The sequence below is a fragment of the Nocardia heshunensis genome, from assembly GCF_054782115.1.
Map to the genome: position 1 here is coordinate 560,423 of NZ_BAAGTC010000009.1, position 25,811 is coordinate 586,233.

The 25,811-nt window shown below is 67.5% G+C and carries 30 protein-coding genes and 1 riboswitch; of the genes, 21 read left to right on the forward strand and 9 right to left on the reverse strand.

The genetic code is table 11. The annotated features are described in order from the left end of the window. Positions 1-31: 31 nt before the first annotated feature. From ACYVN4_RS30650 to ACYVN4_RS30660, 3 genes are read right to left on the reverse strand one after another with little or no spacing between them, the layout of a single operon-like run. Complete coding sequence (locus ACYVN4_RS30650) at positions 32-1,294, reverse strand: glycosyltransferase family 4 protein (protein ID WP_460725473.1); 1,263 nt, start codon at positions 1,292-1,294, stop codon at positions 32-34. Further along, complete coding sequence (locus ACYVN4_RS30655; RefSeq protein ID WP_460725474.1) at positions 1,291-2,823, reverse strand: 1,4-alpha-glucan branching protein domain-containing protein; 1,533 nt, start codon at positions 2,821-2,823, stop codon at positions 1,291-1,293. The genes ACYVN4_RS30650 and ACYVN4_RS30655 overlap by 4 nt, the downstream gene beginning before the upstream one ends. Then, positions 2,820-3,602 (reverse strand): class I SAM-dependent methyltransferase, encoded by a 783-nt coding sequence (locus ACYVN4_RS30660; RefSeq protein WP_460725475.1) that lies wholly within the window; start codon positions 3,600-3,602, stop codon positions 2,820-2,822. The genes ACYVN4_RS30655 and ACYVN4_RS30660 overlap by 4 nt, the downstream gene beginning before the upstream one ends. Before the next feature lie 190 nt (positions 3,603-3,792). Between ACYVN4_RS30660 and ACYVN4_RS30665 the strand changes: the two genes are divergently transcribed. The 3 genes from ACYVN4_RS30665 (at position 3,793) to ACYVN4_RS30675 (ending at position 5,971) form a co-directional block, all read left to right on the forward strand. Then, positions 3,793-4,578: an electron transfer flavoprotein subunit beta/FixA family protein gene (locus ACYVN4_RS30665; RefSeq protein ID WP_379356773.1), complete on the forward strand. Its 786-nt coding sequence runs from the start codon at positions 3,793-3,795 to the stop codon at positions 4,576-4,578. A gap of 36 nt (positions 4,579-4,614) precedes the next feature. Further along, positions 4,615-5,574, forward strand: a complete 960-nt coding sequence (locus tag ACYVN4_RS30670) for an electron transfer flavoprotein subunit alpha/FixB family protein (RefSeq protein ID WP_460725476.1) — start codon at positions 4,615-4,617, stop codon at positions 5,572-5,574. Positions 5,575-5,731: 157 nt separating this feature from the next. Continuing rightward, positions 5,732-5,971, forward strand: coding sequence for a hypothetical protein (locus tag ACYVN4_RS30675; RefSeq protein WP_460725477.1), 240 nt, complete (start codon positions 5,732-5,734; stop codon positions 5,969-5,971). A 571-nt stretch (positions 5,972-6,542) separates the two neighbouring features. Here ACYVN4_RS30675 and ACYVN4_RS30680 read toward each other — a convergent pair. Further along, positions 6,543-7,874, reverse strand: coding sequence for an FAD-dependent monooxygenase (locus ACYVN4_RS30680; protein ID WP_460725478.1), 1,332 nt, complete (start codon positions 7,872-7,874; stop codon positions 6,543-6,545). A 66-nt stretch (positions 7,875-7,940) separates the two neighbouring features. Between ACYVN4_RS30680 and ACYVN4_RS30685 the strand changes: the two genes are divergently transcribed. From ACYVN4_RS30685 to ACYVN4_RS30695, 3 genes are read left to right on the forward strand one after another with little or no spacing between them, the layout of a single operon-like run. Next, complete coding sequence (locus ACYVN4_RS30685; protein WP_460725479.1) at positions 7,941-8,243, forward strand: hypothetical protein; 303 nt, start codon at positions 7,941-7,943, stop codon at positions 8,241-8,243. After that, the gene (locus ACYVN4_RS30690) at positions 8,236-8,604 is read left to right on the forward strand and encodes a hypothetical protein (protein WP_460725480.1); all 369 of its coding nucleotides are present in this window, start codon (positions 8,236-8,238) and stop codon (positions 8,602-8,604) included. The genes ACYVN4_RS30685 and ACYVN4_RS30690 overlap by 8 nt, the downstream gene beginning before the upstream one ends. Then, a complete protein-coding gene (locus ACYVN4_RS30695; RefSeq protein WP_460725481.1) occupies positions 8,604-9,548 on the forward strand; it encodes an aminoglycoside phosphotransferase family protein in 945 nt (314 codons plus the stop codon). Before ACYVN4_RS30690 ends, ACYVN4_RS30695 begins: the two co-directional genes overlap by 1 nt. 20 nt (positions 9,549-9,568) lie before the next feature. Here the strand turns inward: ACYVN4_RS30695 and ACYVN4_RS30700 are convergent, their stop codons facing one another. Further along, a complete protein-coding gene (locus ACYVN4_RS30700) occupies positions 9,569-10,003 on the reverse strand; it encodes a DUF1707 domain-containing protein (protein WP_460725482.1) in 435 nt (144 codons plus the stop codon). Between the two features lie 62 nt (positions 10,004-10,065). Next, on the reverse strand, positions 10,066-10,647 hold the full coding sequence (locus tag ACYVN4_RS30705; protein ID WP_460725483.1) for a TetR/AcrR family transcriptional regulator: 582 nt from the start codon (positions 10,645-10,647) through the stop codon (positions 10,066-10,068). A 75-nt stretch (positions 10,648-10,722) separates the two neighbouring features. Here ACYVN4_RS30705 and ACYVN4_RS30710 point away from each other — a divergent pair, with 75 nt between their 5' ends. Both ACYVN4_RS30710 and ACYVN4_RS30715 read left to right on the forward strand, forming a co-directional pair. Next, positions 10,723-11,508 carry an SDR family NAD(P)-dependent oxidoreductase gene (locus ACYVN4_RS30710; RefSeq protein ID WP_460725484.1) on the forward strand — a complete coding sequence of 262 codons (786 nt, stop codon included), beginning with the start codon at positions 10,723-10,725 and terminating at the stop codon, positions 11,506-11,508. Next, a complete protein-coding gene (locus tag ACYVN4_RS30715) occupies positions 11,508-11,996 on the forward strand; it encodes an SRPBCC family protein (protein WP_460725485.1) in 489 nt (162 codons plus the stop codon). The genes ACYVN4_RS30710 and ACYVN4_RS30715 overlap by 1 nt, the downstream gene beginning before the upstream one ends. Here ACYVN4_RS30715 and ACYVN4_RS30720 read toward each other — a convergent pair. Next, positions 11,993-12,853 (reverse strand): LysR family transcriptional regulator, encoded by an 861-nt coding sequence (locus ACYVN4_RS30720; protein WP_460726761.1) that lies wholly within the window; start codon positions 12,851-12,853, stop codon positions 11,993-11,995. The genes ACYVN4_RS30715 and ACYVN4_RS30720 overlap by 4 nt on opposite strands. Before the next feature lie 113 nt (positions 12,854-12,966). Between ACYVN4_RS30720 and ACYVN4_RS30725 the strand changes: the two genes are divergently transcribed. The 11 genes from ACYVN4_RS30725 to ACYVN4_RS30775 all read left to right on the forward strand — a co-directional run bounded on the left by ACYVN4_RS30725 (position 12,967) and on the right by ACYVN4_RS30775 (position 22,815). Further along, on the forward strand, positions 12,967-14,277 hold the full coding sequence (locus ACYVN4_RS30725) for an NAD(P)/FAD-dependent oxidoreductase (protein WP_460725486.1): 1,311 nt from the start codon (positions 12,967-12,969) through the stop codon (positions 14,275-14,277). A gap of 78 nt (positions 14,278-14,355) precedes the next feature. Continuing rightward, positions 14,356-14,973 carry a PadR family transcriptional regulator gene (locus ACYVN4_RS30730; RefSeq protein ID WP_460725487.1) on the forward strand — a complete coding sequence of 206 codons (618 nt, stop codon included), beginning with the start codon at positions 14,356-14,358 and terminating at the stop codon, positions 14,971-14,973. A gap of 55 nt (positions 14,974-15,028) precedes the next feature. Then, a complete protein-coding gene (locus ACYVN4_RS30735) occupies positions 15,029-16,042 on the forward strand; it encodes an ABC transporter ATP-binding protein (protein WP_460725488.1) in 1,014 nt (337 codons plus the stop codon). Continuing rightward, the gene (locus ACYVN4_RS30740) at positions 16,039-16,800 is read left to right on the forward strand and encodes an ABC transporter permease (protein WP_460725489.1); all 762 of its coding nucleotides are present in this window, start codon (positions 16,039-16,041) and stop codon (positions 16,798-16,800) included. The genes ACYVN4_RS30735 and ACYVN4_RS30740 overlap by 4 nt, the downstream gene beginning before the upstream one ends. Positions 16,801-16,857: 57 nt before the next feature. Continuing rightward, positions 16,858-17,547 carry an SDR family NAD(P)-dependent oxidoreductase gene (locus ACYVN4_RS30745; RefSeq protein ID WP_460725490.1) on the forward strand — a complete coding sequence of 230 codons (690 nt, stop codon included), beginning with the start codon at positions 16,858-16,860 and terminating at the stop codon, positions 17,545-17,547. After that, positions 17,544-18,596 carry an S-adenosylmethionine:tRNA ribosyltransferase-isomerase gene (locus ACYVN4_RS30750; protein WP_460725491.1) on the forward strand — a complete coding sequence of 351 codons (1,053 nt, stop codon included), beginning with the start codon at positions 17,544-17,546 and terminating at the stop codon, positions 18,594-18,596. The genes ACYVN4_RS30745 and ACYVN4_RS30750 overlap by 4 nt, the downstream gene beginning before the upstream one ends. Positions 18,597-18,945: 349 nt before the next feature. Further along, positions 18,946-19,794, forward strand: coding sequence for a GNAT family N-acetyltransferase (locus ACYVN4_RS30755; protein WP_460725492.1), 849 nt, complete (start codon positions 18,946-18,948; stop codon positions 19,792-19,794). Between the two features lie 9 nt (positions 19,795-19,803). Continuing rightward, positions 19,804-20,754: a lysophospholipid acyltransferase family protein gene (locus ACYVN4_RS30760; protein ID WP_460726763.1), complete on the forward strand. Its 951-nt coding sequence runs from the start codon at positions 19,804-19,806 to the stop codon at positions 20,752-20,754. 97 nt (positions 20,755-20,851) lie between these two features. Further along, positions 20,852-21,022: riboswitch (M-box (ykoK) riboswitch) on the forward strand. Between the two features lie 279 nt (positions 21,023-21,301). Continuing rightward, on the forward strand, positions 21,302-21,487 hold the full coding sequence (locus ACYVN4_RS30765; RefSeq protein WP_460725493.1) for a hypothetical protein: 186 nt from the start codon (positions 21,302-21,304) through the stop codon (positions 21,485-21,487). A 76-nt stretch (positions 21,488-21,563) separates the two neighbouring features. Next, positions 21,564-22,139: an alpha/beta hydrolase gene (locus ACYVN4_RS30770; protein ID WP_460725494.1), complete on the forward strand. Its 576-nt coding sequence runs from the start codon at positions 21,564-21,566 to the stop codon at positions 22,137-22,139. A gap of 49 nt (positions 22,140-22,188) precedes the next feature. Further along, complete coding sequence (locus ACYVN4_RS30775; protein WP_460725495.1) at positions 22,189-22,815, forward strand: glyoxalase; 627 nt, start codon at positions 22,189-22,191, stop codon at positions 22,813-22,815. Here ACYVN4_RS30775 and ACYVN4_RS30780 read toward each other — a convergent pair. After that, complete coding sequence (locus ACYVN4_RS30780) at positions 22,812-23,684, reverse strand: hypothetical protein (RefSeq protein WP_460725496.1); 873 nt, start codon at positions 23,682-23,684, stop codon at positions 22,812-22,814. The two genes, ACYVN4_RS30775 and ACYVN4_RS30780, sit on opposite strands and share 4 nt — an antisense overlap. Positions 23,685-23,702: 18 nt before the next feature. Between ACYVN4_RS30780 and ACYVN4_RS30785 the strand changes: the two genes are divergently transcribed. Further along, entirely contained in the window at positions 23,703-24,032 is a 330-nt protein-coding gene (locus tag ACYVN4_RS30785; RefSeq protein ID WP_460725497.1) for a hypothetical protein, read from the forward strand. Continuing rightward, on the forward strand, positions 24,029-24,661 hold the full coding sequence (locus ACYVN4_RS30790; RefSeq protein ID WP_460725498.1) for a class F sortase: 633 nt from the start codon (positions 24,029-24,031) through the stop codon (positions 24,659-24,661). Before ACYVN4_RS30785 ends, ACYVN4_RS30790 begins: the two co-directional genes overlap by 4 nt. Here the strand turns inward: ACYVN4_RS30790 and ACYVN4_RS30795 are convergent. Next, positions 24,658-25,518, reverse strand: coding sequence for a helix-turn-helix domain-containing protein (locus ACYVN4_RS30795; RefSeq protein WP_460725499.1), 861 nt, complete (start codon positions 25,516-25,518; stop codon positions 24,658-24,660). The two genes, ACYVN4_RS30790 and ACYVN4_RS30795, sit on opposite strands and share 4 nt — an antisense overlap. Positions 25,519-25,811: the final 293 nt, after the last annotated feature.

Below are 25,811 nucleotides of genomic sequence, written 5' to 3' on the forward strand. Positions count from 1 at the left end.
GGCGAATCCTGGCGGATCCGGCGTGTCGCGATCAGTAGGGCTGGTTCGGATCCCGTTCCGGCAGTGGACGTTCGGTGATGACCGGGCGGCCCAGGGGAGTGCGCACCCGGCGCTTGGCGGACTGGTAGACCAGGGCGGTTTCCTGGGCGACCACATCCCAGGCGAAGTCGGCGGTCAGGCGTTCGCGGGCGGACCAGGCGCGGTCCTGAGCGGCGGCCGGGTCGTTGAGGACCGAGATGACCGCTTCCGCAACACCGTTAACGTCGGCGGGCTCGAACGACGCGCCCGTGACACCGTCGGTGACGAGATCGCCGAGACCACCCGCGGTGGAGGTGACCAGCGGAGTACCCGCGGCCGCAGCCTCCAGCGCCACAATGCCGAAGGGCTCGTAGCGGCTGGGAAGTACGACGGCGTCGGCGCTGTGCAGCCAGCCGAGCAGATCGGTGTGGTCGAGCTTGCCCACGAAGTTCACCGCGCGCGCGACGCGATGCGTGCGGGCTCGCTCACGCAGCCAATCGAATTGGGTGCCGATACCGGCGACCGTCAACGTGGTGCCCGGGTGCGCCTTGCGGATCCGGGGCAGCGCCGCGATGGCGTCCTGGATGCCCTTCTCGTATTCCAGGCGGCCGACATACAGCAGTCGCGGCGGCCCGGAACGCGGTGCGCGTTCGCGGAAGGTCCACGCGCCCACGTCGATACCGTTGCGGATCACCGTCATCGGCACCCGCTCGGCCCCGTAGAGCCGGTGCACCTCGTCCTTCATGGACTCCGAACACGTGATGAGCGCGTCGGATTCGTGCGCCAGCCACCATTCGACCGAGTGCACCTGCTTGTTCACCCGGCCCGACACCCACCCACTGTGGCGGCCCGCCTCGGTGGCGTGAATCGTGGAAACCAAAGGCACGTCGTAGTATTCGGCCAGCGTGATGGCCGGATGCGCGACCAGCCAGTCGTGCGCGTGCACGACATCGGGGGTCCAGCCCTCGCCGATGCCCGGCTTGTCCAGCGCGATCCCGGCCCGCACCATGGCGTGACCCATGGCCAGCGTCCAGGCCAGCATGTCCTCGCCGAAGTCGAAGGCGGGCGCGTCCTCGGCGACCGCCACCACCAGCACGCCCTCCTCGATGAAGGAGTGCGTCGGGTGGGTGGTGGCGTCGGTGCCCATCGGGCGGCGCGCCAGCACGACGACTTCGTGCCCGGCGGCGGCCAGTTCGACGGCCAGGTGATGGACGTGGCGGCCCAGCCCACCGACTACCACCGGTGGGTACTCCCACGACACCATCAAGATCTTCATGCGGGTCCTTCTGAAGCGGGGCCGAGCCTGCGCGCGTCGAGCGCGGGGAAGAGTCCGTCGGCCGAGGACCATCCTGCCGCCAACTGACCCGCTTTGGCGAGTTGCCCGGCGGCCACCGCCGCGGCGATCTCGCGCACGGCGTGGGCGTGTTCATGGGCTCGGTCACGCGCGTACCCGGCCGCGGAATCCTTCGACACCATGAACGCCCAGTCGCTGGAGACGGCGAGAATCGCCTCGCGCAGCAGCTGGTCGGCAACCGGGTCGCGCAGGCCGGTGGCATCCACCCGCATCTTGTCGTGGGTGTCCAGCGCCAGCCGCACCACCTCGGCGTTCAGCTCCACCAGATCGGCGACCTGATCCCCGGCCCACACCCGCCAATCCTTGCCCGAACCCCAGCTGGAATCGGCCAATTCGACGCGTTCGCCCACGTAGCCGCGGGCCCGCGCGTCGGCGAGGGTGCCGACGGTGACCCCGGCCTCGGGCAGCGCCCGCAGCACCTGTTCGAGCCACTGCGGGCCCTCGTGCCACCAGTGCCCGAACAGTTCGGTGTCGAAGGCGGCCACCACCAGGGCCGGGCGACCGATACGTTCCGACTCTGAGATCAACCGCTCGCGCACGGTCGCCACGAAGTCCGCGACGTCCTTCTCGATGGCCGCGGCGGCGAGTTCCGGGTCGTAAGGGGCCTTGTCGGCACCCTCGACGGTCTTGCCCGTGACGCGCGCGGGCTTCAGTCCGGTGGCGTGATCATAGTGATGGAAATCACGGTAGTAGGGCTGCCCCGGGTACCCGGATTTCGGCGACCAGACCCGATAGCTGACCGTCAGGTCGCGCCCGAAGGCGACCACATCCGAATCCCACACCGGGCGGCCGAGGCTGGAGTCACCGCGCAGCGCGGGACCGTCCACCATGAAGTGCGAGATGCCGACCTTGTCGTAGGTCCGCTCCATCCCCGGCGTGAATCCGCACTCGGGAGCCCAGATTCCGGCGGGCGTGTGCCCCCAGCGCGCCCGCGCGTCGGCCAGTCCCTCGACCAGCTCGTACTCGCGCATCCGCGCGTCCAGCAGCGGCTGGAACGGATGCGACAGTGGGCCACCGAGCAATTCGATGGCCTCGGCATCGATCAACTGCCGCCACACCGGCGACGCGCCGTGCATCCAGTTGGTCTCGAAATCGTCCAATGCCGCACTGGCGAGCCGATGTTCGTGCCCGCCGAGCGCGGTATTGCCCGCCATCGACGCCTCGTCGGCGCGCAGCCGCCAATTACCCAGCCAGTGATGCATGCCTTTGAGGCAGTGCGCATCATCCAGCTGCGCCGCCAGCACCGGCGTGATGCCGAGACTGATCAGATGCGAACGACCTTCGGCCGCAAGGGTTCTCAACACCTTCGCCACGGGCAGATACGAGGCCGCCCAGGACTGGTAGAGCCACTCCTCGCCGACCGGCCAGCGCCCGTGATGCGCCAGCCACGGCAGATGGGAATGCAGGACCAGCGTGAACTGGCCCGGCACCGGCGAAGCGTGCTCGGTCACGGCTTCACCGCGATGGCCACCAGATCCAGGCTGGCGTCGATATCGCGCTCGGAGTCGGCCAGCAGTTCGAAATCGTCGATGCGCACGGCGGCCACATCGGCGGCGAGATCGGACGGCCACGGCTCACCCGCGAGGGCGCGCTCGATCTGCGCGTCGATGATCGACCCGCCCCACTTCTCGTCCAGCGCGACGAGTTCCGGCCCGTGGAAGATGCCCGCCATCAATTCGACGGTGAAACCCGCCTCGACGAGAAGTTCGGTCATCTCGGCCGCATTCAGTTCACGTGTGTGGAAAGGGTTGAGCGGGGTGTCGCGTCCGGGCGAGAAGGTGATCCGGTTGGGCGTGGAGATCAGCAGTTTGCCGCCGGGCCGCAGCACCCGCAGGCATTCGCGCAGGAATTGCGCCTGATCCCAAAGATGCTCGATCACTTGGAAGTTCACGACGATGTCGACCGAGGCGTCCTCGATGGGCAGGTCGGCCAGGTTGCCCTGCACCATTTTCACGCGCGGATACTTGGCGCGCACGTGCGCGACCGCGCTGTCGTCGTAGTCCACGCCCGTGACCTGCGTCGCGACCTCGGCGATCATGTTGGCGCCGTAGCCTTCTCCGCTGCCCGCCTCCAGCACAACCTTGCCCTCGCAATGAGTGAGCAGACGCACATACGCGATCTCGTGCCGCCGGAACCAGTAGTTCTCCTCGGCGATGCCGGGCACGGTCCGCTCACCGGTCAAAGGCAGGGGATCGGTGGGATTTTCAACAGGACTCACGGCCTCGCTCATTGCTCCGACGTTAGCGGTTGCGCATATCACACCCGCGACCGGATCAACCGATGCAGAAACTCACACCGTAAGTTACCCACGAGTAACTTAACGTAGGGTAATCTCCCGAACGAGCTACTCGTGGACGTACGTGACTACCTCGTGCGACCGCCACCCCAGTGCCACCAGAACAGGAGGTCGACGAAGACCCATGCCGAACATCGTCGTACTGATCAAGCAGGTTCCCGACACCTGGTCCGAGCGCAAGCTCTCCAGCGGGGACTACACCCTCGACCGCGAGGCCGCCGACGCCATCCTCGATGAGATCAACGAGCGCGCCGTCGAGGAGGCGCTGTTGATCAAGGAGGCGCAGGGCGGCGAGGTCACCGTGCTGGCCGCAGGTCCGGACCGGGCGACCGAGGCGATCCGCAAGGCCCTCTCCATGGGCGCGGACAAGGCCATCCACATCAACGACCCGGCCATCCACGGCTCGGACGCCGTGCAGACCGCCTACATCCTGGCCGCCGCGCTGGGCCAGATCGAAGGCATCGAACTGGTCATCGCGGGCAACGAGGCCACCGACGGTCGCGCGGGCGCGGTTCCGGCGATCATCGCCGAGTACCTGGGCCTGCCGCAGCTGACGCACCTGCGCAAGCTGGTCGTCGACGGCGAGCGCATCACCGGCGAGCGCGAGACCGACGAAGGCGTCTTCAAGCTCGAGGCCACCCTCCCGGCCATCGTCTCGGTCACCGAGAAGATCAACGAGCCGCGCTTCCCGTCCTTCAAGGGCATCATGGCCGCGAAGAAGAAGGAAGTTTCCACCTTCACGCTGGCGGATCTGGGCGTCGACCCGGAGACCGTGGGCGTTGCGAACGCCGGCACCCAGGTGACCGGTGTGACCCCGAAGCCGGCGCGCACGGCGGGCGCGAAGATCGTCGACGAGGGTGAGGGCGGCAACCAGATCGCCACCTACCTGGTCGGTCAGAAGATCATCTAAAGCCCCCCGAGCGAACGAACTTCAGGAGAAAGAACAATGGCAGAAGTACTCGTGCTCGTGGAGCACGCTGAAGGTGCGCCCAAGAAGGTCACCACCGAACTCCTCACCGCCGCGCGCTCGCTGGGCACCCCGGCCGCCGTCGTCGTTGCCGCCCCCGGCACCGCCGACAAGCTGGCCGACGCCCTGGCCGCCGCCGGCGCCGAGAAGATCTACGTCGCCGAGGGCGACCAGGCCGAGGGCTTCCTCGTCACCCCCAAGGTGGACGTGCTCGCCGGTCTGTCCGAATCCGCCGCCCCGGCCGCGATCCTGGTCGCCGCCACCGCGGAGGGCAAGGAGGTGTCGGGTCGCCTGGCCGCCCGCATCGGTTCCGGTCTGCTCATCGACGCCATCGCCGTGAACGGCGACGGCTCGGTGCAGCACAGCATCTTCGGTGGCGCGTTCACCGTGGACGCCAAGGCCACCGGCGACGTGCCGGTGATCTCGGTGCGCCCGGGTGCCATCGAGGCCGCCCCGCAGGCCGCAGCCGGCGAGAAGGTCGTCGTCGAGCTGCCCGCGCAGGAAGAGGGCGTCGTCAAGATCGTCTCGCGTGAGCCCAACGTGGGCGGCGACCGTCCCGAGCTCACCGAGGCCGCGATCGTGGTCTCCGGTGGCCGTGGCGTCGGCTCGGCCGACAACTTCGGCAAGGTCGTCGAGCCGCTGGCCGACGCCCTCGGTGCCGCCGTCGGCGCTTCCCGCGCCGCCGTCGACTCCGGCTACTACCCGGGCCAGTTCCAGGTCGGTCAGACCGGTAAGACGGTCTCCCCGCAGCTGTACGTGGCCCTCGGCATCTCCGGCGCGATCCAGCACCGCGCGGGCATGCAGACCTCGAAGACCATCGTGGCCGTCAACAAGGACGAAGAGGCCCCGATCTTCGAGATCTCGGACTACGGCATCGTCGGCGACCTGTTCAACGTCGCCCCGCAGCTGACCGAGGCGGTCAAGGCCCACAAGGGCTGAAACACCTCGCGCTGAGCGCAATCGACTGTCCCCCGGCCGGAATCGGCCGGGGGACAGTTGTTTTCACGGGTTTTGCTGCATTGTGAAATAACGCCGTTTAGATTGTTCCTGCGGGCGGGCCGCTGCCCGGCCACAGGTTCACGAAAGGCATTTCACCATGCGTATTCTGCTCGCCACCGCTGCCGTCTCCGGCGCGTTGATCGCCGGGATCGGACCCGCCGTCGCGGACGTTCCGACTGTCGCTCAGGTCGCCGGTACCGGATCTTCCGACGGCTCCTCCGACCTGGCCTCGGGGTCGGCGCAGACGTCCGGCTCGGCCCAGTCGATGGGTGGCGGGATCTGGAACTTCCTGTGCTCCCTCGGCCCGTGCACCTACACGCCGCCGGTCGTGCACTGACCTAACAGTTGCCGCCGCGGCGGGGGTCGGGCAGTCTTGCCCGGTGCGAGGGCGATTCGATCCCCGGCGTGGACGGGTCGAGCCGACTGCCGGAAGGGCCAAGGAGGCCGCTGTACCCGGCGACGAAGGGGTCGAACTGACCGACATCGTCGCGGCATTGCATTTCGATCTGGCCGAATGGCTGGGCTCGGACGCGCTACCGAAGGTGTTCGACCGCATCTCCGGCGCGTTGGACGAACAGTTCACCTCGGTGGTGACCACCGGCCAGGCCGTAGATCGAGAGGCGTTTCTGGCCGGCATGTGGTCGGCACGAAACGTGCTGGCAGGCGTGGAGATCGAAGTCTCCGACGTCCAGGAGATCGCCCGCAGCGGCCAACTGATCGTCGTCCGCTTCGTCGCCGAGAACCGGCTCGGAGCGGTCAAGACCGGTCGGCGCACGGTGACCGCCGTACTCGTCACCGACGGCCGCACCTACCTGTGGCGCACGGTCCACGAGACCCCGGTCCCCGAACCGGCCGCGCCGACTCCACCTCCGACCACTGAAACCGCGGCGCCGCAACCGGACCCGCCGTCAGCCGTAGGCGCGGGCGGCGATGTGACCGTCGGGACGGACCAGCAGGGCGGTGGTGGGGGAGAGGCCGCAGCTGTCGCGGAGCCCTCGGGGGAGTTGGGATCCGGCGAGAAGGACGTGACCGGCGCCGACCAGGTCGAGGGTGGAGCGGCCATCGGCGAGCCAAGCGTGGGGAAGGCGGTCGCCGAGGTCCGCTGACGGCGCGTAGCCGTCGGTGGCGAGAACGGTGCCGGTCTCGCGGTAGCCGGTTCCGAGCAGGAGTTCGTCGTCGATGCGATAGCTCGAGCGGTTGTGCGAATTGGCGATGGAAATGTCGATGACCTGACGAGCCACCGGACGACGCTCGAATTCGTAGGTATCGAGCAGAGATTCGGCAGCCGCACCGGTCACGACCGCAGCCAGCTTCCAGGCCAGATTGTCGGCGTCCCCGATGCCGACATTCATCCCGTGCCCACCCGTCGGCGGAATCGCATGTGCGGCATCCCCGGCCAGCAGCACCCTGCCGGATCGATAGGTGTCGGCCAGCCGGGCATCCACCCGCCACACGGCGGTGCTGTGGATCGTGACGTCCAGATCCGCTCGCCCGGAACCGCTTCGGATCAACTCGATCAGATCGAGCTCGCTCGGTTCCGCGCCCTGCAGCGGATGCTGGAAGACCCACTGCCGATCATTGTCGACCGCCAGGAAGCCGCCGCCGCGCGCGAGGAAATACGACGCGCTGACCCGATCCGCCACCACCTCACCCAGTGGTGCTTCGAAGCGGGCACTGAGGAATTCACCGAGGTCGGTAGGTCCCGTCATGACGATGCCGCTGCCGTGTCGTACGGTGCTGTGCCCGCCGTCGCAGCCGATCAGCCAATCCGCATGCACCACCGACTCGCTGCCGGTGCTGTCCTCGCGAACGGTCGCGGTCACTCCCGATTCGGTCTGCTCGAACGAGATCAACCGGACGCCCCGCCGCACGTGTTCCCGCGCTCGCAGGGACAGGACTCGTTCCAGCGCATCCTGGGAACACAGCAGGCCGGGCGCGGGCGTGTGGCCAGCGTCCTCCGAAACCGGCAGCGTGCGAACGTAATCCGGGTCGTCGAGGGTGCGCCCACGGAAGAACGCGACATGCTCGGCGGGCAATCCGGCCGCACGGATCTCGGCCTCCAATCCGAGCCTGCGAAAGATCTCCATCGACCGGGCCGAGATCCCCCGCGCCTTCGGATGCGGCGACGGCTCGGTCCGTGCCTCGACGACCAGGTGATCGATGCCCATCCGCGTCAACTGGATCGACAGCGTCAGGCCGACCGGACCGCCACCGACTATCAGAACCGAGAGCTGAATCATGTGCGCAACCCTATGGCAGGTGACAACCTCACCCTCGAGTGGGTAGTTCCCGGGTAGTCTCATGAAGTGGCGATTGAGTGGTACTTCGCATTGGCGGCGATGCTGGCGAAAACCGGAGTCGCGGTGGACGACGTTTTCGACATCGTTGAGGCGTGGCAGGCGGGTCGACTGAGAGTGTGGTTACAGCCGGTCGTGGATCCGGCCACCCGCCTACGCGCTGCGGCGATCTTCGCCCGCAGCGATGCTGGGCTACCGCTGGCGATATACGCCCGAGTTGATGGGCCCGACCTGTACATCTTCAATGCGACACACTTGACCGCGGAGCTGCTGGTCGAATTCGAGAAATGGGAGGCAGACCATCATGACTGAGCCAGAGTTTCCTACGACCCCCGAAGAGATTCAGGCGCTAACCGAGCGTCTGGTCATCGACAAGACGGCTGGATCGATCGACCCGGGAGATCTCGGGATCAAGGTCGGTCAGGACTCGGCCCTGGAGTTGAAACCGCGATCGGTGAAGCTGTCGGACGAGTTGGATCGTCGCGCGACTCGGCAGGCGGTGCATCTCGGGCTGTCCAAGTCGGCATACATTCGGCGATTGATCGAACAGGACTTGGCGGCGAACGAGTATCGCGGTGAGAGTGCGCCCGAGCCCGAGGCGTCACTTGCCGACCTGGTGCACATTCGTGCGGAACTGGATCGCGTCATCACCCGGCTTCGGCATACGGCCTGATGGCAATCTCGTTGCCGCCGAACGTGGCGGAGACCATCGCGAACTATTTCGGGGAGCGGGGGCCGGTGTGGCTGGCTGCGCTGCCGGGGGTGGTGGAGCGGCGGTGTGTGGAGTGGGGGCTGGAGGTCATCGGGGAAAGCTTTGGGGGCGGGACGCATTCGTGGGTTGCGCCGGTGCGGCGTGCAGACGGGTCGGTGGCCGTGCTCAAGATCCCGGTGGTGGATGAGGAGAACTGCGGGGAGGCTACCGGGCTGTACTGCTATGGCGGGGAGGGGGCGGTGCGATTGTTCGAGTACGACTCGGATAGTGGGGCGATGCTGCTCGAGTGGGCGCGGCCGGGGACGGAATTGCTGTATCAGCCGGGGTTTCCGAGTCTGGAGGGGCGGGCGGAGAATATCGGGAAGGTCGAGCAGGCGTGCCGGTTGTATTCGCGGCTGCGGCGGGAGCCGGTGGCGGTGCCGGACGGATTTCCGGAGTTGCCGACGGCGGCGGGGATGGTGGCCGGGTGGGAGCGAATGTTTCTGGAGCCGGAAGATGAAGTTGCCGAGGTGATTCCGGGTCGGCTATTGGATCGGGCCGCCGAGCGGTGCGCCGAGTTGGTGGTGCCGGATGGGCCGTTGCTGGTGGTGAATCGGGATACCCACCTGGGCAATATTGTTGCGGCGGAACGGGAGCCGTGGCTGCTCATCGACCCGAAGGCGTATCTCGGGGAGGCGGCGTTCGACGCCGGATTCCTGGTGATGATCCAGGTGCAGAGCGATCGGACGCCGGAACATGCTCGGGCAGTGGTGGAGCGGACGGCGGCGGCGCTCGACGTCTCACCGGACCGGGCGCACGCGTGGGCGTTCATGCGGGCGATGGAGGAGATCGTCTGGACGATCGAGGACGAGGAGCCCGAGGATCTGCGACTGCATCTCGCGGTCGCGGCGGCGCTGGCCTTCTGAAACCTGCTGCCCTACTGAACCTACTGCGGCCGAAACTCTTCGCGTGCGGCGCGCCGCCGGTTCGAGTCCCGCTGCACCAGAATGCCGATGGTGGTGGGGATGAGCAGGGCCAGGCCCCAGGGCGCTTCCACCCAGATCGGCCAGAAGTAGCCCGCGCCGGTGGCCAGCCAGATCACCAGGACCAGCAGGTTCACGAAAACCCAAGGTGTCCACATGATCTTGACCCAGACCGGAACGCTGCCCTGTTCGGCCTTCGCGGCCTTGCCGGTACCCCGTTGCGCGGGTAGGTCGGACAGCACCGGCGCGAGTTCCCCGTACGTGCGGGCCGAATACACCTGCTGCAACCGCGAATCGAACTCGTGCAGCGTGAGCCGCCCCTCGTCCATCGCCAGCCGCAGCTTGTTCACGATCTGCTCGCGGTCGGCGTCGGACGCGCGCATGTTCTCATTCCCCACGCAGCCAGCGTAGGTCGAATCGTGATGCCGCGCCGTGCGAATTCACCTGGCGCGGCACGTGATCAGGGCTTGACGATCAGTCCTGAGACCAGTGCCCAGGCGTCGGCGCGGGCGTCCGCGGCCCAGGGCGCGGTTGGCTTGTGGACGCGCAGCGAGGCCACACCGTGCACCGCGCACCAAATGCGCAGGGCGGTGGCGCGGTGGGCCTCGGGATCGTCACCGGGTAGCAGCCGGGCGATGCGGTCGAGCAGGTCCAGGCCGGGCCCCCGGCTCTCGGAGCCGAGCGGGTCGGGGCGTTCGAACAGCAATTGGTATGCGCCCGGCTGGTTTTCCGACCAATCCAGATAGGCGTCCAGCAGGGCGCGCATGCGCTCGGTCGGCGTCGCATCGACGGGGTCGGCGGTGTCGAGGGCCGTGCGCAGCCGATCGAACAGTTCCGCGGTGACGGCGTAGTTCAGTTCGTCCTGCGAGGTGAAGTGCATGTAGACCGCGCTGGGTGCGACCCCGCAGGCGCGGGCAATCGCACGCAGCGACGGCGCGGCCAGCGATTGCGGTTGCAGCAGCAGATCGATCGCGGCCGACACCAGTTCGGCGCGGAGCTGTTCTCCCTGCCCGCGGGCACGGCGCTGACGGGTCTCCGCCACATTTCCTCCTTGACATCGATCACTGAACAGCTGTTAAGTATACATAACTGAACACATGTTCACCTAGGAGGAATCATGCGAAAGTGGTATCCGGCGACAGCGGTCGTGACCGGCGCGAGCAGCGGAATCGGCGCGGCCTTCGCCGCCGCCCTGGCAGCCCGGGGCTGTGATCTGGTCCTGGTGGCCCGGCGCGAACCCCGGCTGCGCGAATTGGCAACGGAATTGCAGGCGGCGCACGGTGTCTCGGTGCGCGTCCTGCCCGCGGACCTCGCGTCGGCCGATGGACTGTCCAGCGTGACCGCGCTTTTCGAGGATCCGGCGAACCCCATCGACATCCTGATCAACAACGCGGGTTTCGCGACCCACGGCGCACTGGCCGATCACACGGCGGCGAAGGTCCGCGAGGAGATCGCCGTGAATGTGGCCGCGCTCGCCGAATTGACCCATGCGGCACTGCCGCCCATGGTGCGCCGCGATCGCGGCGTCATCGTCAATATCGCCTCGACCGCCGCGTTCCAGCCCATCCCGTTCATGGCCGTCTACGGCGCGACGAAAGCCTTCGTGCTCTCGTTCACCGAGGCGCTCTGGGGTGAACTGGAAGGCGCGGGAGTCACCGCGCTCGCGGTCTGCCCGGGCGCCACCGACACCGAATTCTTCGACGTGGCGGGCGAAGCCGCCAGTGTGGGCAGTCGCCAGACCCCGCAACAGGTGGTGGCGACCGCACTGCGCACCCTCGACCGCAAGACCCCGCCGCCGAGTGTCGTCTCCGGCCTCGCCAACGCGTTCTCCTCCGGCCTGCCGCGAATCCTGCCCCGCCGCAGCACCATCCGCGTGACCCGCCGTCTGGTGGCGGCGAAGTGATGTTCGCCCTGCGGCCGAGCGGTCTCGGCGACATCGACTCCATGCGCCTGCATCTGCGCAGTGAGCGCAGGGTGGCGGCATCGGCCGCACGCACCTTCGAGATTCTCGCCACCGGGGAGGGGCAGACCCGCTGGGCGAGCGGCTATCGAGCCACCACCTGGTACTCGAATGACCGTGCGGCGGGCGCGATTCGCGATATCCACCTGCGCTGGATCACCGTGCGGGAGCGGTTTCTGGCCTGGGAGCCGGCGGCGCGCTTCACCTTCGGCGCGGACGCCATGTCGATTCCGCTGGCCCGCCGCATGATCGAGGACATCTCGTTCGCACCACTCGACGCCGAGCACTGCACGCTGACCTGGCAGGTGCATCTGGATCCGGCCCCGGCGCTCGCACCCGTCGAGGCGCGGTTCGTGCGCTCGATGCTCGAGCCGATGTTCGAATCCTTCGCGGCGGGTCTCGCGAATTACGCGGCCGCGCATCCGCGCTAGGCGCAGTGCAGGGCGGCGAGCAGGGTGGTGACGATGGGGGAGGTGCGGCCTTCGGAGCGGGTGACGGCGGAGACCGGGATGCGTAGGGGGTGGCCGGTGAGGCGGAGGGTAGCGATGCCCTCGGTCTGGGTGTCGGCGTAGAGGATGGTCCAGGCGTCGGGGCGGTTGATGAGTTCCATGGTGGCGGTGTGGTCGGGCGGGATAGGCGGGCCGAAGACCGGGCCGGAGGGGAGATCGGCGAAGGCGCCGCGGACCACGTTGTGCAACAGCACCTGTTCGGATTCGGGTGGGAGCAGCAGCGGGTAGGTGCCCAATTCCGCGAGGGTGACGTCGCCGCCGCTCTGTACGAGGGGGTGCGAGGTGGAGGTGGCGATGACGGGATCCTCGACCCAGAGCTTCTCGACGGTCAGTCCGGGCTGATCCACACTGCCCCGGATGAGAGCAAGATCACAGTCCCCGTCGGCCACGGCCTGAATGCGCTGGCGGAAGGGCTTGATGACGAATTCGATCTCCGCGCCGGGATGCGCCTCGCGTGCTCCGGCGATGGCCGAGAGCGATCTTGTTGCGAAGCTCATATTGGCTGCCAGGCGAATTCGTGGGCCGGAGGCCCGTACAGCTGCGCGAATGGCGGATTCCAGGCTCAGCATTTGCTTCGCAAGGGGAAGTAGCCGTGTGGTCGCGTCGGTGGGTACGACCGATCTTGTGGACCGCTCGAAGAGGTTCACGCCGAGGTCGCGTTCCAGCCTGGCGATCTGGTGACTGATGGCCGACTGCGAGATGAAGCAGCGGCTCGCGGCCCGGCTGAAGCTCAGCTCCTCGCAGACCGCCACGAAGTAGGCCAGTTGGCGCAGCTCCACGGCAATTCTCCAATTCATGATCAACGTAGATAAGAGTCATCTAGATTATGCGCCCTGACACCTGGAACAACGACGTTCCGAATCGCGGTTAGTCATGACAGAAGGGAGCAGTCATGTCTTTCGATATGCACAGGAACGTGGAGGCGGATATCGAAACCGCCGATGTCGTCATCGTCGGTTCGGGCTTCGGTGGTCTTGCCGCCGCCAAGCAGTTGAACAAGTCGGGTGTCAACTATGTCCTCATCTCGGGTACCCCCGAGCATCTTTTCCAGCCGCTTCTCTACCAGGTAGCGACCGGTGTGCTGGCCTCGGAGGAGATCGCGCCACCCATCGCGAATATCCTGCGCAAGCACAAGAACGGTGAAACCCGCCTCGGCAAGGTCACCGCGATCGACGCTCCCAATGCGATCCTCACCTATGAGACAGCCGAGGGTCCCCGCAAGATCCGCTACGGCAAGCTGATCGCCGCCACCGGCGCCAGCCAGTCCTACTTCGGCCGCGACGATTTCGCGGACAAGACGTTCTCGCTCAAGACCATCGACGATGCCCGCGCCCTGCGCGCGCAGATCACCCGCGTCTTCGAGCAGGCCAAGGATGCCGACCCGGAGACCCGCCGCCGCCTGCTCAGCTTCGTGGTCGTCGGCGCGGGCGCGACCGGCGTCGAGGTGGCCGGTCAGCTCAAGGAACTCGCGAAAAGGTACTTCCACCTGGAGGATACGGTCACTCTCGTGGAGGGTGCGGGCGTCGTGCTGCCGCCCTTCGGCGGACGGCTATCGGAGTATTCGAAGCAGTCGCTGGAGAAGAGTGGCGTCGAGGTCCTGGTCGACACCTTCGTCACCGATATCGAGGACGGCAAGGTCACCGTCAAGAGCAAGGACGGCGTCGAGCGCGGCATCGCCGCCGAGACCGTGGTGTGGTCAGCCGGTGTCGCCGCCGGCGGTTTCGCGCAGATTCTGGCCGAGGCCACCGGCTGTGAGACCGACCGCGCCGGACGGCTTCTCATCAACCCGGATTGCACCGTCGGCGGCCACGCCGACATCTTCGCCATCGGCGACATGACCTTCCTCAACGGCTACCCCGGCCAGTCGCCGGTCGCCATGCAGGAGGGCCGCCACGTCGCCGACATCATCCGCGGTAAGAAGCCCGCCGCCACCCCGTTCACCTACTGGGACAAGGGCTCGATGGCCGTCATCAGCCGCTTCGCCGCCGTCACCAAGATCAACGACAAGGTGAAGTTCACCGGCCTGATCGCCTGGGTCACCTGGCTCGCCGTCCACCTCTTCTACCTCGTCGGCTTCCGCAACCGCTTCGCCGCCGTAGCCTCCTGGCTGGTCGCCTTCATCGGCAGCGCCCGCCCCGGCTTCAACGAGGTCGAAAAGCCCCGCGCCGCAAAGGCTCCGAACAAGGAGCGAGTAGCGGCCTGACGGCAGCTCACACCCGAACGGGCTCCCCACCGGTGGTGGGGGGCCCGTTGTCGTTCCGGTTGGAGTTAACCTGCGAGGATGGCTCTTCCTACAACCCGATTGCTGGTGCTGGCGGTGGTTCGGCTGCTGCAGCCTGTGCACGGATATGACGTTCGGCGTGAACTGTTGTCCTGGGATGCCGACAACTGGGCGAATGTGAAGCCGGGGTCGGTGTATGGGGCGTTGAACACGTTGGAGCGGGATGGGTTGATTTCCGTGGAGGGTGTGGGGCAGGAGGGGGCGCGGCCGGAGCGGCGGACGTATCGGCTGACGGGGGATGGGGAGAAGGAGTTCGCGTCGATGCTGCGGGACGCGCTGTTTTCCGCGGACATGGTCAAGCATCCGTATTTCGCTGCGGTGGCGCTGTTTCCGCAGGCCGCCAAGCCGGAGGTGGTGGCGGCGTTGAACAGTCGGATCCTGAAGTTCGAGGCGGATCTGCTGTATTTCGACAATGAGATCGCGCGGATCCTGGCGGGCAGCGGCGATCCCCGCGAGGCGATTCCGCATCATGTCGCCGATTCGCTGCGACTGGCCGCAGCGCACGTGCGCGCGGATCTGGAGTGGTCGCGCACGACGCTGGGGCGGGTCGAGAGCGGGGAGTTGGATGCTTGGTCGGGGTTCATGGGCGGCGTGGTGGTGCCGCCGCCGGTCAGCTAATCAAGTTTTAATACTCAAGCTTGACTAAATGGGTTGTCGTTTCTACCGTTGAAGCGTGGAAACGACATCACCCGTCCGTGGTGAACCCACCGATCCGGTCATCCGGGTACGCGGGTTGGCCCGGACGTTCAAAACCAAAACCGGTGACGTGCAAGCGGTCTCCGGTATCGACTTCGACGTGCACTACGGGGAGATCATCGGTCTGCTCGGTCCCAACGGGGCCGGTAAGACCACCACCCTCCGGATGATCTCGACACTGCTCGCCCCGACCGCCGGGGAAGCCACAGTCGTCGGGGCGGATCTGCGGGCCGAGCCGCGGACCGTGCGCTCCCGCATCGGCTATGTGCCGCAGGGTGGATCGACCAATGAGAACGAGCTGGTCGGCGACGAATTGGTGTTGCAGGCAAGGCTTTTCGGGCTGTCCAAGGCCGAGGCCGGGCGCAATGCCGCCGAACTGGCCAAGGCGCTGGAGTTCGACGGCCTGGAGCGGCGCAAATGCAGTCAGCTCTCCGGCGGGCAGCGGCGGCGCGTCGATATCGCGCTCGGGCTCGTCCATCACCCGACTCTCATCTATCTCGACGAGCCCACCACCGGGCTCGATCCGCAGAGTCGCGCCAACCTGTGGGATCACATCCGGCGACTGCGGGATGAGGGCACCACCATCGTGCTCACCACCCACTACCTCGAGGAGGCGGACGCGCTGTGCGACCGCATCCTGGTGATGGACAACGGCACCATCGTCGCCGAGGGCACGCCCGACGAGCTCAAACGACGCATCTCCGGCGACGTGATCAGCCTCGAAATCGACTCCGCCAGTGCCGATCTGGCCATGGACGTAGCCGCCGAGGTGCTGGAACTGCGTTCGCGACTGCGCACCGAGAACGCCCCTGCCGGAAAGAGTCTCGTGCACCTGACCGTGGAACACGGTGACGCCGCGGTGGTTCCGCTGCTGGCCGCGCTCGGTGACAAGGGCATTACGCCCGGTGCGCTCACCGTCAAGCGTCCGAGCCTCGACGACGTATTCCTCACGCTCACCGGGCGTTCGCTCCGGGAAGGAGACCGGTCATGACATTCGTCCGCGACACCGGATTGATCTACTGGTCCCAGCTGCGGGCCAATCTACGCAACCCGGTCTGGGTGATCATCGGGCTGATGCAGCCGATCATTTACCTGGTCCTGTTCGGTCCACTGGTGAAAGGCGTCTCGTCCTCGTTCGGGCCCGGCGTGGATCCGTGGAAGATCCTGACTCCCGCACTGGTCATCCAAACCGGTTTGTTCGGTGCCTTGTTCGTCGGCTTCGGCATCGTGGCCGAACTTCGGGCCGGTGTCATCGAACGGCAGCGCGTGACGCCCGCCCCGCGCGGCGCGCTGCTGCTGGGCCGGGTGCTCAAGGACATGACGGTCCTGATCGTGCAGGCGCTGGTACTGGTCGGGGTCGCGGCGGTGGCCTTCGGCCTGCGGCCCAACCTGCTCGGACTGGTGCTGTCCCTGGTGCTGATCGCCATCATGGGCGGTGGCCTGGCGGCCGCGTCCTACGCGCTGGGCTTGTGGGCGCGCTCGGAGGACACCCTCGCCTCGCTGCTGAACTCGGTGTCTGTGCCGATCATGCTGCTGTCGGGCATCCTGCTGCCGCTCACGGTCGGACCGAAGTGGCTGCAGAACATCGGCAAGGTGAATCCGTTCTCGCACACCGTGGATGCGGCGCGGGCGCTGTTCCGCGGCGACTTCGGGGCGCACGAGGTCTACATCGGCAGCGCGGTGACCGTAGCGGTGACCGTGGTGCTGGTCGTGATCGCGGCGCGCAGCTTTGCCCGGGAGAACGCCTGATTCGCTCGGGGAGAAACTCCTTGACCTCGAGTGAAGTTCAGGTTTCACGATGGCGGTATGCCTGAAAACAAGAAAAGAGCCCTGATCACCGGGGCATCGGCGGGCTTCGGCCGGGCGGTCACGCTCGCGCTCGCCGACCGAGACTGGGAATTGATCATTGTGGCGCGGGGCGCGGACCGACTCGAACGAGTGCGGTCCGCGACTCGCGCCATTGCCATTGCGGGGGATGTCGCCGATCCGGCGGTCCGCGAGCGGATCGCGGCGGCGGTCGGCGCCGGAGGATTGGACCTGGTGCTCAACAACGCCAGCAGCCTCGGCCCCAGCCCGCTGCCCAGCCTGGAGAGCTACCCCCTCGACGAACTCGCGTCCGTCCTCGCCACCAATGTGATTGCCCCGCTGGCGATCCTGCAACTGACACTCCCCGCGCTGCGCGCTTCGAACGGGACCGTGGTGGACATCAGCTCCGACGCCGCGGTCGGCGGCTACGAAGGCTGGGGCGGCTACGGCGCCTCCAAAGCGGCCCTGGACCAACTCACCAACGTCCTCGCCGCCGAGCACCCCGCCCTCCGGATCTACAGCTTCGACCCCGGCGACATGCGCACCGAGATGCACCAGGCCGCCTTCCCCGGCGAAGACATCTCCGACCGCCCCGAACCCGAAACGGTCGTCCCCGCCCTCCTGCACCTCCTCGATTCCCGCCCACCCAGCGGCAGATACCTCGCCTCGGAAATGCAGGTGACGCAATGACACTCGGCATGGAAGAGCTCGCCTTCCTGCTCCCCGCCGACCTCTCGGCGACCCGCCCACCCGAGGCCCGCGGCCTGGAGCGCGACCAGGTCCGCCTGATGGTCGCTGACGCGGGAACCCTCACCCACGCCCGCTTCCGCGAACTGCCGACCTTCCTGCTGCCAGGAGACCTGGTGGTGGTCAACAACTCCGCCATGATCAACGCGGCCGTCGACGCGCACTTCCATGGGGACGCGGCCGTACTGCACTTCTCGACCTGGCTCGAGGGCGGCGAATGGGTGGTCGAGCTGCGCGACCCGGCCGGTGTTCCTTGGCAGGGCCAACGACCGGAACCGGGTGCGCGCGTGCACCTTCCGGCCGACCATCTGGCCGAGTTGCGCAGACCTTGGCTGCCCGGTTCGGACCGCCTCTGGGTCGCCGCGATCACCGTCGACGGTTCCCATCCAGTCGATGTGCGGGCACTGCTGGCGCGGTACGGGCGGCCGATCACCTATTCGTATGTCGCCGAGCGGTGGTCGGCGTCGTATTACCGAACTGCCTTCGGCCTGATTCCGGGGAGTGCTGAAATGCCCAGTGCGGGGCGGCCTTTCACCGAGGCACTGGTGACCGAGTTGGTGGCGGGTGGGGTGGGGCTCGCGCCGATCACGCTGCATACGGGTGTCTCGTCGCCGGAGGCGGGGGAGCCGCCGAGTGCGGAGCGGTTCGCGGTGCCGGAGATGACGGCGCGGCTGGTGAATGCTACGCGGGCCGCGGGTGGGCGGGTCGTGGCCGTCGGGACCACGGTGACGCGGGCGTTGGAATCCGCTGTGGACGAGGCTGGTTCGGTGCGGGCGGTGGCGGGGTGGACGGATCTGGTGCTGGATGGTTCGCGGCCGGCGCGGGCGGTGGACGGGTTGATTACCGGGTGGCATGCGCCGGGGGCGTCGCATCTGCATCTGCTGGAGTCCGTGGCGGGGCCGCGGGTGGTGCGGGAGGCGTATCGGGTGGCGCTGGAGTCCGCGTATCTGTGGCACGAATTCGGTGATTCGGCGTTGCTGTTCCGGGACTGAACCGCGCTGCTGTTCCGGGCCGGACCGACTGGTTCTCCGGGACTGCGCCGCGCCGGTTTCCGGGGGCTCGGGCGCTGCCTGTATCGGGGGGTGGACCCCGCCTCGCGTGCCTCGAGGGGCGGGCGTAGTCTTGCCTCTTCCACGTTTCGCGGGGCGCTCGCCCACCACGATTCCAGGGCCTCCGACCTCGCCGGTACCCCGCCAGGATACGAACGTTTGTCCTGGTAGGGAACGTTTCGAGGCGCTCGGATGAACTCCCGGTGCGGTCTGCGTCGCGTTCACCGGACTGGCATCGTCAGGTAATCCGGCGGTCGCTCCAGCGCAGTCTGGGACTGGCTTGATCAAGCGTATGACAGCCATGGCAGCGTCGAATTCCAGCCTGCTAGCAGCCGCGCCGAAGTCCGTTCCGGAAGCGCCTCGCACCTCCGGGCGTTCCCAGTACTCCTTGGTCGTCTCCTCCGATGCCGAGCATCGTGAGGCCGCACAGCGCCTGCGCTACCAGGTGTTCGCCAATGAGCCCGGATTCACCATCCCCGACAACGGAACCGGCCTCGATGCCGACCGTTTCGACGACCACTGCGATCACCTGCTGGTGCGCGACGAGCTCACCGAGCAGTTCGTCGGCTGCTACCGCATGCTGCCGCCGGACAAGGTCACCGCGGCCGGTGGCTACTACACCGCCACCGAATTCGATTTGGCCGCACTGGATCCCGTCGGCAATCGGATCGTCGAGATGGGCCGCGCCTGCGTGGTGCCCGATCACCGCAACGGCTCGGTGCTGACCCTGATGTGGGCGGGCATCCTGCACTACATCCAGCTCACCGGCTACGACTGGGTGATGGGCTGCGTGTCGGTGCCCATGCAGATGAACCCGGAGGACGAGCCGGGGGTGAACGTGCGCGGCGTGCGCGACATGCTGCTCAAGAAGCACGCGCTGGACGCGGAACGTCATGTGCGCCCGTACAACCTGGTCGTCGTGGCGGGTCGCACCCTCGACGAGCTGACCGCCCCGGCCCGCCCGAAGCTGCCCCCGCTGCTCAGCGGCTACCTGCGCCTGGGCGCGGAGATCTGCGGCGAGCCCGCGCACGACCCGGACTTCGCGGTGGCCGATTTCGTGGCCCTGCTCGGACTTTCGACCATCAATACTCGTTACCTGGAGCGCCTACAGGGCGCGGCCAACAGCCTGGACGCCCGGTGATGCCCCATGATGCCCGCTCTGCTTTCTCCTGACGCCGGTTCGCTGTCGTGTCCGCCCGCGGAGGCGGACGCCCACGCCTGGATGCCCCACAGCCCGTGTGGCCCTTCCTGTGTCGATGCTCCCGACGAGGCGGGCACGCTGCGGGTTGCCGCCCGCATCGCCGGTGTCGCCGGGGTGCTGCTGAGCTTCCCGCTCGCTCACTTCGTCACTCCGCGCCGTCGCCGCGCCCGGCTGCAGAGCCGCTATGCGCGAGCCCTGCTGGCCTGCTGCGGAATTCGGGTCCGCATCCTCGACAACCGGGGTGAGTCCGAGCACGAGGGCGGCGTGTTGATCGCCGCTCGCCACGTCGGCTGGACCGATATCGTCGCGCTGACCGTGGTCGAGCCGATGAGTTTCGTGGCCCGCGCCGACCTGATCGACTGGCCCATGCTCGGCGATGTCGCCAAGCGGGTGCGCGTGATCCCCATCGAACGCGAACGGCTGCGGGCGCTTCCGGGCGTTATCGCGACCATGGCAGACCGGGCCGCCGCCGGTGAGCGGGTGGCGTTCTTCCCGGAGGGCACCACCTGGTGCGGCCGCGCCCACGGCACCCTGCGCCCGGCCCTGTTCCAGGCGTCGGTCGATTCGGGGACCCCGGTGCAGCCGATGCGGCTGCGCTACCTGGACCGGAACGGCGAATTGTCCACGGTCCCAGGCTTTGTCGGTGTCGACTCGCTCGGCGATTCCATCCGCCGGGTGCTGCGCTCCAAGGGCGTAGTCGCCGAAATCTCCTTGCAGCCACTGGAATACCCGGCGGAGGACCGTTTCGAGCTGGCCCGCCGCTGCGAGCAAGCACTCGAGGACGACACCGTCGCCCGCGCCTTCACCGATGTGATCCACGGCACCGAGAACCTCGAGGCCGTCGGCACCGGCGCGGTGCGCCGCACCACGCTGACCGAATCTCCGGTCCACGTCGGGTAATTCGACTCGGGGTACGGGCCGGTCCGAAATGTGGGCCGGCCCGTCGTCGAATTCCGACTATTTGACTTTGTGGCGATTCATGGTCAATATGGGTCGGTCAGCACCTCGCTAGGCGAGGCTCCTGTACGAACACAGGCCACTGATCCGACGACGTCGAGAGACGCCCAGGGTTAGGACAGGTTTCCCCGGATTAAGGGGTCACCCGAAGTGGCTTCCCGTCGAGGGATCACGTCGTACAGTGCCGAAGCTCTGACGAGAGGGGTGCCCGCGCCATCGGTCTCGGTGTTGCGATCTCCCCATTGTTGCTGCGTATCACGGTAAGCGGCGCCCCTGTGCGCCCCGGCGGCAAGGAGGTGAGGGACGAATGAGTTCCGGCGATAGTCCGTATCCGAGTCCGGGTCTAAAACAATTCTCGTTCCCGGCTTGCCGCACTCTGATTGCTGCTTGATTCCGAATCCGTTCGTCGACTTTCATCGACGTTCGTATTTCGTGTGCCCGCAATCGGAATTCTCGCGGTGAGCCCCTTTCTCCGTGAAGGAGTTTCATCATGGCCATCATCGCATTTCCCCGTAACCACACTCCGCTGACCGTGCTGTCGGTGCTCGCCGGTCCGGTCCGCCGGGCGCACGCCCGGCACCACCTGACCGATCAGGAACGCGCCAACATGCGGCTGTCGCGCTCCCGCGTCGCGGTCCACACCGCCGCCCTGGGTGGCCACCCCTACCACGCGTAGCGGGCTGCGCTGCCAGGGGAATGACAGGCGTGCGTGCCACGTTCGGTGCTCCCGTAGTCGATCCAGGAGTTACCGCATGAGCAATATCGTGGTGTCGCACGGCCTGCAGGCCCGCGCGGACAGCGTTTGGTTCCCCACGTTCCGCGCCGACCTGACCCGCCTCGGCCACGACGTGGTCATCCCCGGCCTGCCCGATCCCGACGCGCCCGAGCGGGACGCGTGGCGAAAGGCGTTGGCCGGGGCGGTATCCGGCAAGCCGGAGGACACGATTCTGGTCGGGCACAGCATCGGTGCGGTTAATGTGCTGCGCCTGCTCGAATCCCACGATGCCGAGGCGGGTGTCTTCGCGGGCGTGGTGCTGGTCTCGGCGTCGGCGCACGAGGTCGGCTACGACCTGCTCGCCTCCTTCTTCGACGGCGGCTTCGACTGGCCGCGAATCCGGGCCGCCGCCAACGGGTTCCGGGTGTTGCAGGCCATCGATGATCCGGTCAACGCCCCCGAGCCGCTCGAGCACGTCGGGATCCTCGTGCGGGAGCTGGGCGCGGTGGCGACCGTGCTGCCGGCGGGCGGGCATCTCGGGGCGTACCCGGAGGATCACATCGAACTGCCCGAGGCGGTGCGCGCGGTCGAGGAGTTCCGGGTCCGGAAGTGATCAGGAATCGAGAAGCGCTGGTCAGCGGGGTCGGCTTAGCGTTGCGGACATGACTTCCATTGAAAACATCACTCTCGATGTCGCCGATGTCCAGGCGGCCACCGACTTCTACACGGCGGCCTTCGGCCTGGACGCGCGCCTGGGTCTGCGGGCCGCGCAGGAACCCAGCTCGGGATTCCGGGGCTTCACCCTCTCGCTGACGGTGGCCCAGCCCGCCGACGCCGACGCCTATCTGAATGCGGCGCTGGCCGCCGGTGCGACCTCGCTCAAACCGGCGGCCAAGTCCATGTGGGGCTACGGCGGCGTCGTGCAGGCCCCCGACGGCGCCATCTGGAAGGTGGCGACCTCGGCCAAGAAGGACAGCGGGCCGGCAGTCAAGCGCTTCGACTCCCTGGTGCTGCTGCTCGGGGTCGCGAACGTGGGCGCGAGCAAACGCTTCTATGTCGAGCACGGGCTGACGGTGGGCAAGAGCTTCGGGCCGATGTATGTCGAGTTCGAGGCGTCCGGCCCGGTCAAGCTGGCGCTCTACAAGCGTCGCGCGCTCGCCAAGGACGCGGGGGTGTCCTCGGACGGTGATGGTTCGCACCGGCTGGTCATCGGTGGTGGCGCGGCATCCTTCACCGATCCGGATGGGTTCGCGTGGGAGGCCGCATCGGTGGCGAGCGAGGCGCGTTAGGGGATCGGGGCCTCGGACGTTAGGGAGTTGCGCAAACGTCCAGTTTTGAATGCTCCGGCATTGTCGCCAACTTTCGGCATCCGGGCCGATACGGGGTAACACACCGCCCGGTCCATTCGACGGAAGGGAGTCGAAGAAGAACTGCTGGAAGCGAATTCACCATGTCGGCACGGACATTCACCGCCGCGGCGCTCGCCGTGGCAGCCGTCGCGCTCTGCGCGGCATCGGCCTCCGCGGACCCCGCCCCGTCCACGACCCCGGCCCCGGGCGTCGGATTGGGCGTCGATGTGGGCATCGGGGACGGCGGCGTCAAGGTCGGCGTGGGGGTGCAGGCCGGGGGCGGCGCCACGACACCCGCGCCCAGCCCGAGTGCGGCTCCGGGCGGGAATGTCGGCGGTGGTGTGCAGGTGGGCGGGGGAGCCCAGGTGGGTGGCAATACCGGTGGCGGCGTGCAGGTCGGCGGAGGTGCCCAGGGTGGTGGCAATGTCGGCGGTGGTGTGCAGGTCGGTGGGGATGCGCAGGGTGGTGGCAATGTCGGCGGTGGTGTGCAGGTGGGCGGCGGAGCCCAAGGTGGTGGCAATGTCGGTGGTGGTGTGCAGACCGGTGGTGACGCGCAGGGTGGCGGGAACGTCGGTGGTGGTGTGCAGACCGGTGGTGACGCGCAGGGTGGCGGCAATGTCGGCGGTGGTGTGCAAACCGGTGGTGATGCGCAGGGTGGCGGCAATGTCGGTGGCGGTGTCCAGGTCGGCGGGAACGCGGGCGGGGGCGCTCAGGTCGGTGGCGGCACGCAGATCGGTGGTGATGCCGGTGGTGGCGCGCAGCTCGGCGGTGGTGTCCAGGTCGGCGGAAATGCCGGGGGCGGCGCACAAGTCGGTGGTGGTGTCCAGGTGGGCGGGAACGCCGGTGGCGGTGCTCAGGTGGGCGGCGGTGTGCAGGTCGGGGGGAACGCTGGGGGCGGCGCTCAGGTCGGCGGTGGCACACAGATCGGTGGCGATGTGCAGGGCGGTGGACTCGGCGGCGTCGATCTGGTGACCGCCGGAGCGGGCGCGGCCGGAGCAGACACGGTGCAGGGCATGACGATTCCCGTCGGCGCGACCACCGGCATCCCCGGCGGCACCGCGGTCACCGACCAGGTCCCGCCCGGCGGCTACGTGGTCCCCAAGGGCGCCCCGGAGACCGGCGCGGGCGGCATGTCCAAGGCGGTGAGCGCGCAATGAGCTCCCCGCGCCGAAACCCCTTGCGAATCAGACGATCTCTGCTCGGTGTGCTCACCGGCGCGGTCGTGATCGCGGCCCTGCTGACGGGTTGCTCCTCGTCCTCGGGCACCCATCCGGCCGCCGTGACCAGCGCCCCGGTGACCACGCCCGCCGCGGTGAAAACCGCTGCGGCGATTACCCGTTCGACTCCGGTGTCCTTCGCCATCCCCTCGATCAAGGCCACCGGATCGCTGATCTCGGTGGGCCTCAACACCGACGGCTCGGTGCAGGTCCCCGCCGACTATCAGCAGGCTGGCTGGTACCAGAAGGGCCCCGCGCCCGGTGAGGAGGGCTCGGCGGTCATCCTCGGCCACGTCGACTCCTACAAGGGCGAGGGAGTCTTCTTCTCGCTCAAGAAGACCAAGCCCGGCGACATCATCGACGTCACCCGCGCCGACGGCAAGATCGCCCATTTCAAGGTCACCGACGTCCGCATGTACCTCAAATCGCAGTTCCCGGATCAGCTGGTCTTCGGCCCCCGGGGTGGGGCGACACTCCAAGTCGTCACCTGCGGAGGCACTTTCGACCAGGCCGCGAAGAGCTACGAGTCCAACGTGGTCGTCTTCTCGTCGCTCGACTCGGTGACCTAACCGGCGGTGGTGCTGCGGGCGAGCTGGACGAGTTCGTAGGGCCGCATCGGGCCCATCGGGCGGAGAGTCCGGTAGGTGTAGCGTTCCACGTTGCCCGACAGCGGGTTTCGGATGATCAGGTCGTCGCTGTCGGGAGTCTCGGCGGGGTCGGTGGTGAAGAAGCGCTTGAATTCCACCGGCGACTGCGAATAGCAGGAGTTGAAGATTTCGTCGAGGCGCGACTGCGGGACCGTGCCCGGACCCATCACCCGCAGGGCATGGATCGCGCGGATCGCGGTGTCCTTCCAGTTGACCACCAGCTCCCGGGCGGACTCGGTCATGATCCACTCGACCACGTTGGCGGGGCGATCGGCGCCGACGTCGGCGGGGATCAGCCCGGGAACGAGTTGCCGCGCCGCGGTATTGGCGGCCAGCACGTCCAGTTGTGGGAAGCCCAGGTAGTAGGCGGGGCCGGAGAAGGCTTCCAGGTGATCGAGATCGTCGGCGCCGACCACGGGTGGTGACATCTCCGCGCGCAGGTTGTCCAGACCGCCCAGGGCCAGCGAGGTGATCTTGCGCAGCATCCAGTCCGGGGGATTGAGCACCCGGCACCAGGCGGCCAGACCCTCGACGCTGGGATTGCGCAGTCCCGCTTCCCATTTGCGCAGCGACGACAGCGTGGTGGAGGCGGCCGAGGCGACCTCCTCCTGCGTCAGCCCCAGCGCCTCGCGGCGGCGGCGCAGGTAGACGCCGATCTCCGGTCGCTCACAGGGCCAGGTGCGCTGACCCGCCTTGCGCCGGTTCGTGGCCGGCCGTGCCGCGGCGTGGGCAAGGGGGGTTGCGGTCATCTGCACGGCGGCCTCTCCATCGATCGTCACGAGCTGGCGAATTCATTGGCCACGCAATACAGATTCGCTCAAGAACTTTTACCCGCCGAACAGTATCGGCGCCATGTCGGGTGGATCACACCGGTTGCCAGCTTAAACATTCGTGAACGGCGGCGATTGTCTCGTCACCGCCAGGATGTCTCGTATTCACCTGTAAACACGGCATATTCACCCGTCGGGATGGCGTGACAATTTGTGTCTGTCGGCAGGTCCGGGGCGGTGCTACCGGGTTTCGCGGCGGTGCGGAAGTCGCTTGTCGGCAGTGGTTTTCGTGGACGGCCGGG

Excerpts from the sequence above, each read along its gene's own strand:
- ACYVN4_RS30650 (WP_460725473.1), bottom strand. The coding sequence starts at position 1,294 with ATGAAGATCTTGATGGTGTCGTGGGAGTACCCACCGGTGGTAGTCGGT.
- ACYVN4_RS30660 (WP_460725475.1), bottom strand. The coding sequence starts at position 3,602 with ATGAGCGAGGCCGTGAGTCCTGTTGAAAATCCCACCGATCCCCTGCCT.
- ACYVN4_RS30665 (WP_379356773.1), top strand. The coding sequence starts at position 3,793 with ATGCCGAACATCGTCGTACTGATCAAGCAGGTTCCCGACACCTGGTCC.
- ACYVN4_RS30670 (WP_460725476.1), top strand. The coding sequence starts at position 4,615 with ATGGCAGAAGTACTCGTGCTCGTGGAGCACGCTGAAGGTGCGCCCAAG.
- ACYVN4_RS30675 (WP_460725477.1), top strand. The coding sequence starts at position 5,732 with ATGCGTATTCTGCTCGCCACCGCTGCCGTCTCCGGCGCGTTGATCGCC.
- ACYVN4_RS30680 (WP_460725478.1), bottom strand. The coding sequence starts at position 7,874 with ATGATTCAGCTCTCGGTTCTGATAGTCGGTGGCGGTCCGGTCGGCCTG.
- ACYVN4_RS30690 (WP_460725480.1), top strand. The coding sequence starts at position 8,236 with ATGACTGAGCCAGAGTTTCCTACGACCCCCGAAGAGATTCAGGCGCTA.
- ACYVN4_RS30695 (WP_460725481.1), top strand. The coding sequence starts at position 8,604 with ATGGCAATCTCGTTGCCGCCGAACGTGGCGGAGACCATCGCGAACTAT.
- ACYVN4_RS30710 (WP_460725484.1), top strand. The coding sequence starts at position 10,723 with ATGCGAAAGTGGTATCCGGCGACAGCGGTCGTGACCGGCGCGAGCAGC.
- ACYVN4_RS30715 (WP_460725485.1), top strand. The coding sequence starts at position 11,508 with ATGTTCGCCCTGCGGCCGAGCGGTCTCGGCGACATCGACTCCATGCGC.
- ACYVN4_RS30725 (WP_460725486.1), top strand. The coding sequence starts at position 12,967 with ATGTCTTTCGATATGCACAGGAACGTGGAGGCGGATATCGAAACCGCC.
- ACYVN4_RS30730 (WP_460725487.1), top strand. The coding sequence starts at position 14,356 with ATGGCTCTTCCTACAACCCGATTGCTGGTGCTGGCGGTGGTTCGGCTG.
- ACYVN4_RS30740 (WP_460725489.1), top strand. The coding sequence starts at position 16,039 with ATGACATTCGTCCGCGACACCGGATTGATCTACTGGTCCCAGCTGCGG.
- ACYVN4_RS30745 (WP_460725490.1), top strand. The coding sequence starts at position 16,858 with ATGCCTGAAAACAAGAAAAGAGCCCTGATCACCGGGGCATCGGCGGGC.
- ACYVN4_RS30750 (WP_460725491.1), top strand. The coding sequence starts at position 17,544 with ATGACACTCGGCATGGAAGAGCTCGCCTTCCTGCTCCCCGCCGACCTC.
- ACYVN4_RS30755 (WP_460725492.1), top strand. The coding sequence starts at position 18,946 with ATGACAGCCATGGCAGCGTCGAATTCCAGCCTGCTAGCAGCCGCGCCG.
- ACYVN4_RS30760 (WP_460726763.1), top strand. The coding sequence starts at position 19,804 with ATGCCCGCTCTGCTTTCTCCTGACGCCGGTTCGCTGTCGTGTCCGCCC.
- ACYVN4_RS30765 (WP_460725493.1), top strand. The coding sequence starts at position 21,302 with ATGGCCATCATCGCATTTCCCCGTAACCACACTCCGCTGACCGTGCTG.
- ACYVN4_RS30770 (WP_460725494.1), top strand. The coding sequence starts at position 21,564 with ATGAGCAATATCGTGGTGTCGCACGGCCTGCAGGCCCGCGCGGACAGC.
- ACYVN4_RS30775 (WP_460725495.1), top strand. The coding sequence starts at position 22,189 with ATGACTTCCATTGAAAACATCACTCTCGATGTCGCCGATGTCCAGGCG.
- ACYVN4_RS30790 (WP_460725498.1), top strand. The coding sequence starts at position 24,029 with ATGAGCTCCCCGCGCCGAAACCCCTTGCGAATCAGACGATCTCTGCTC.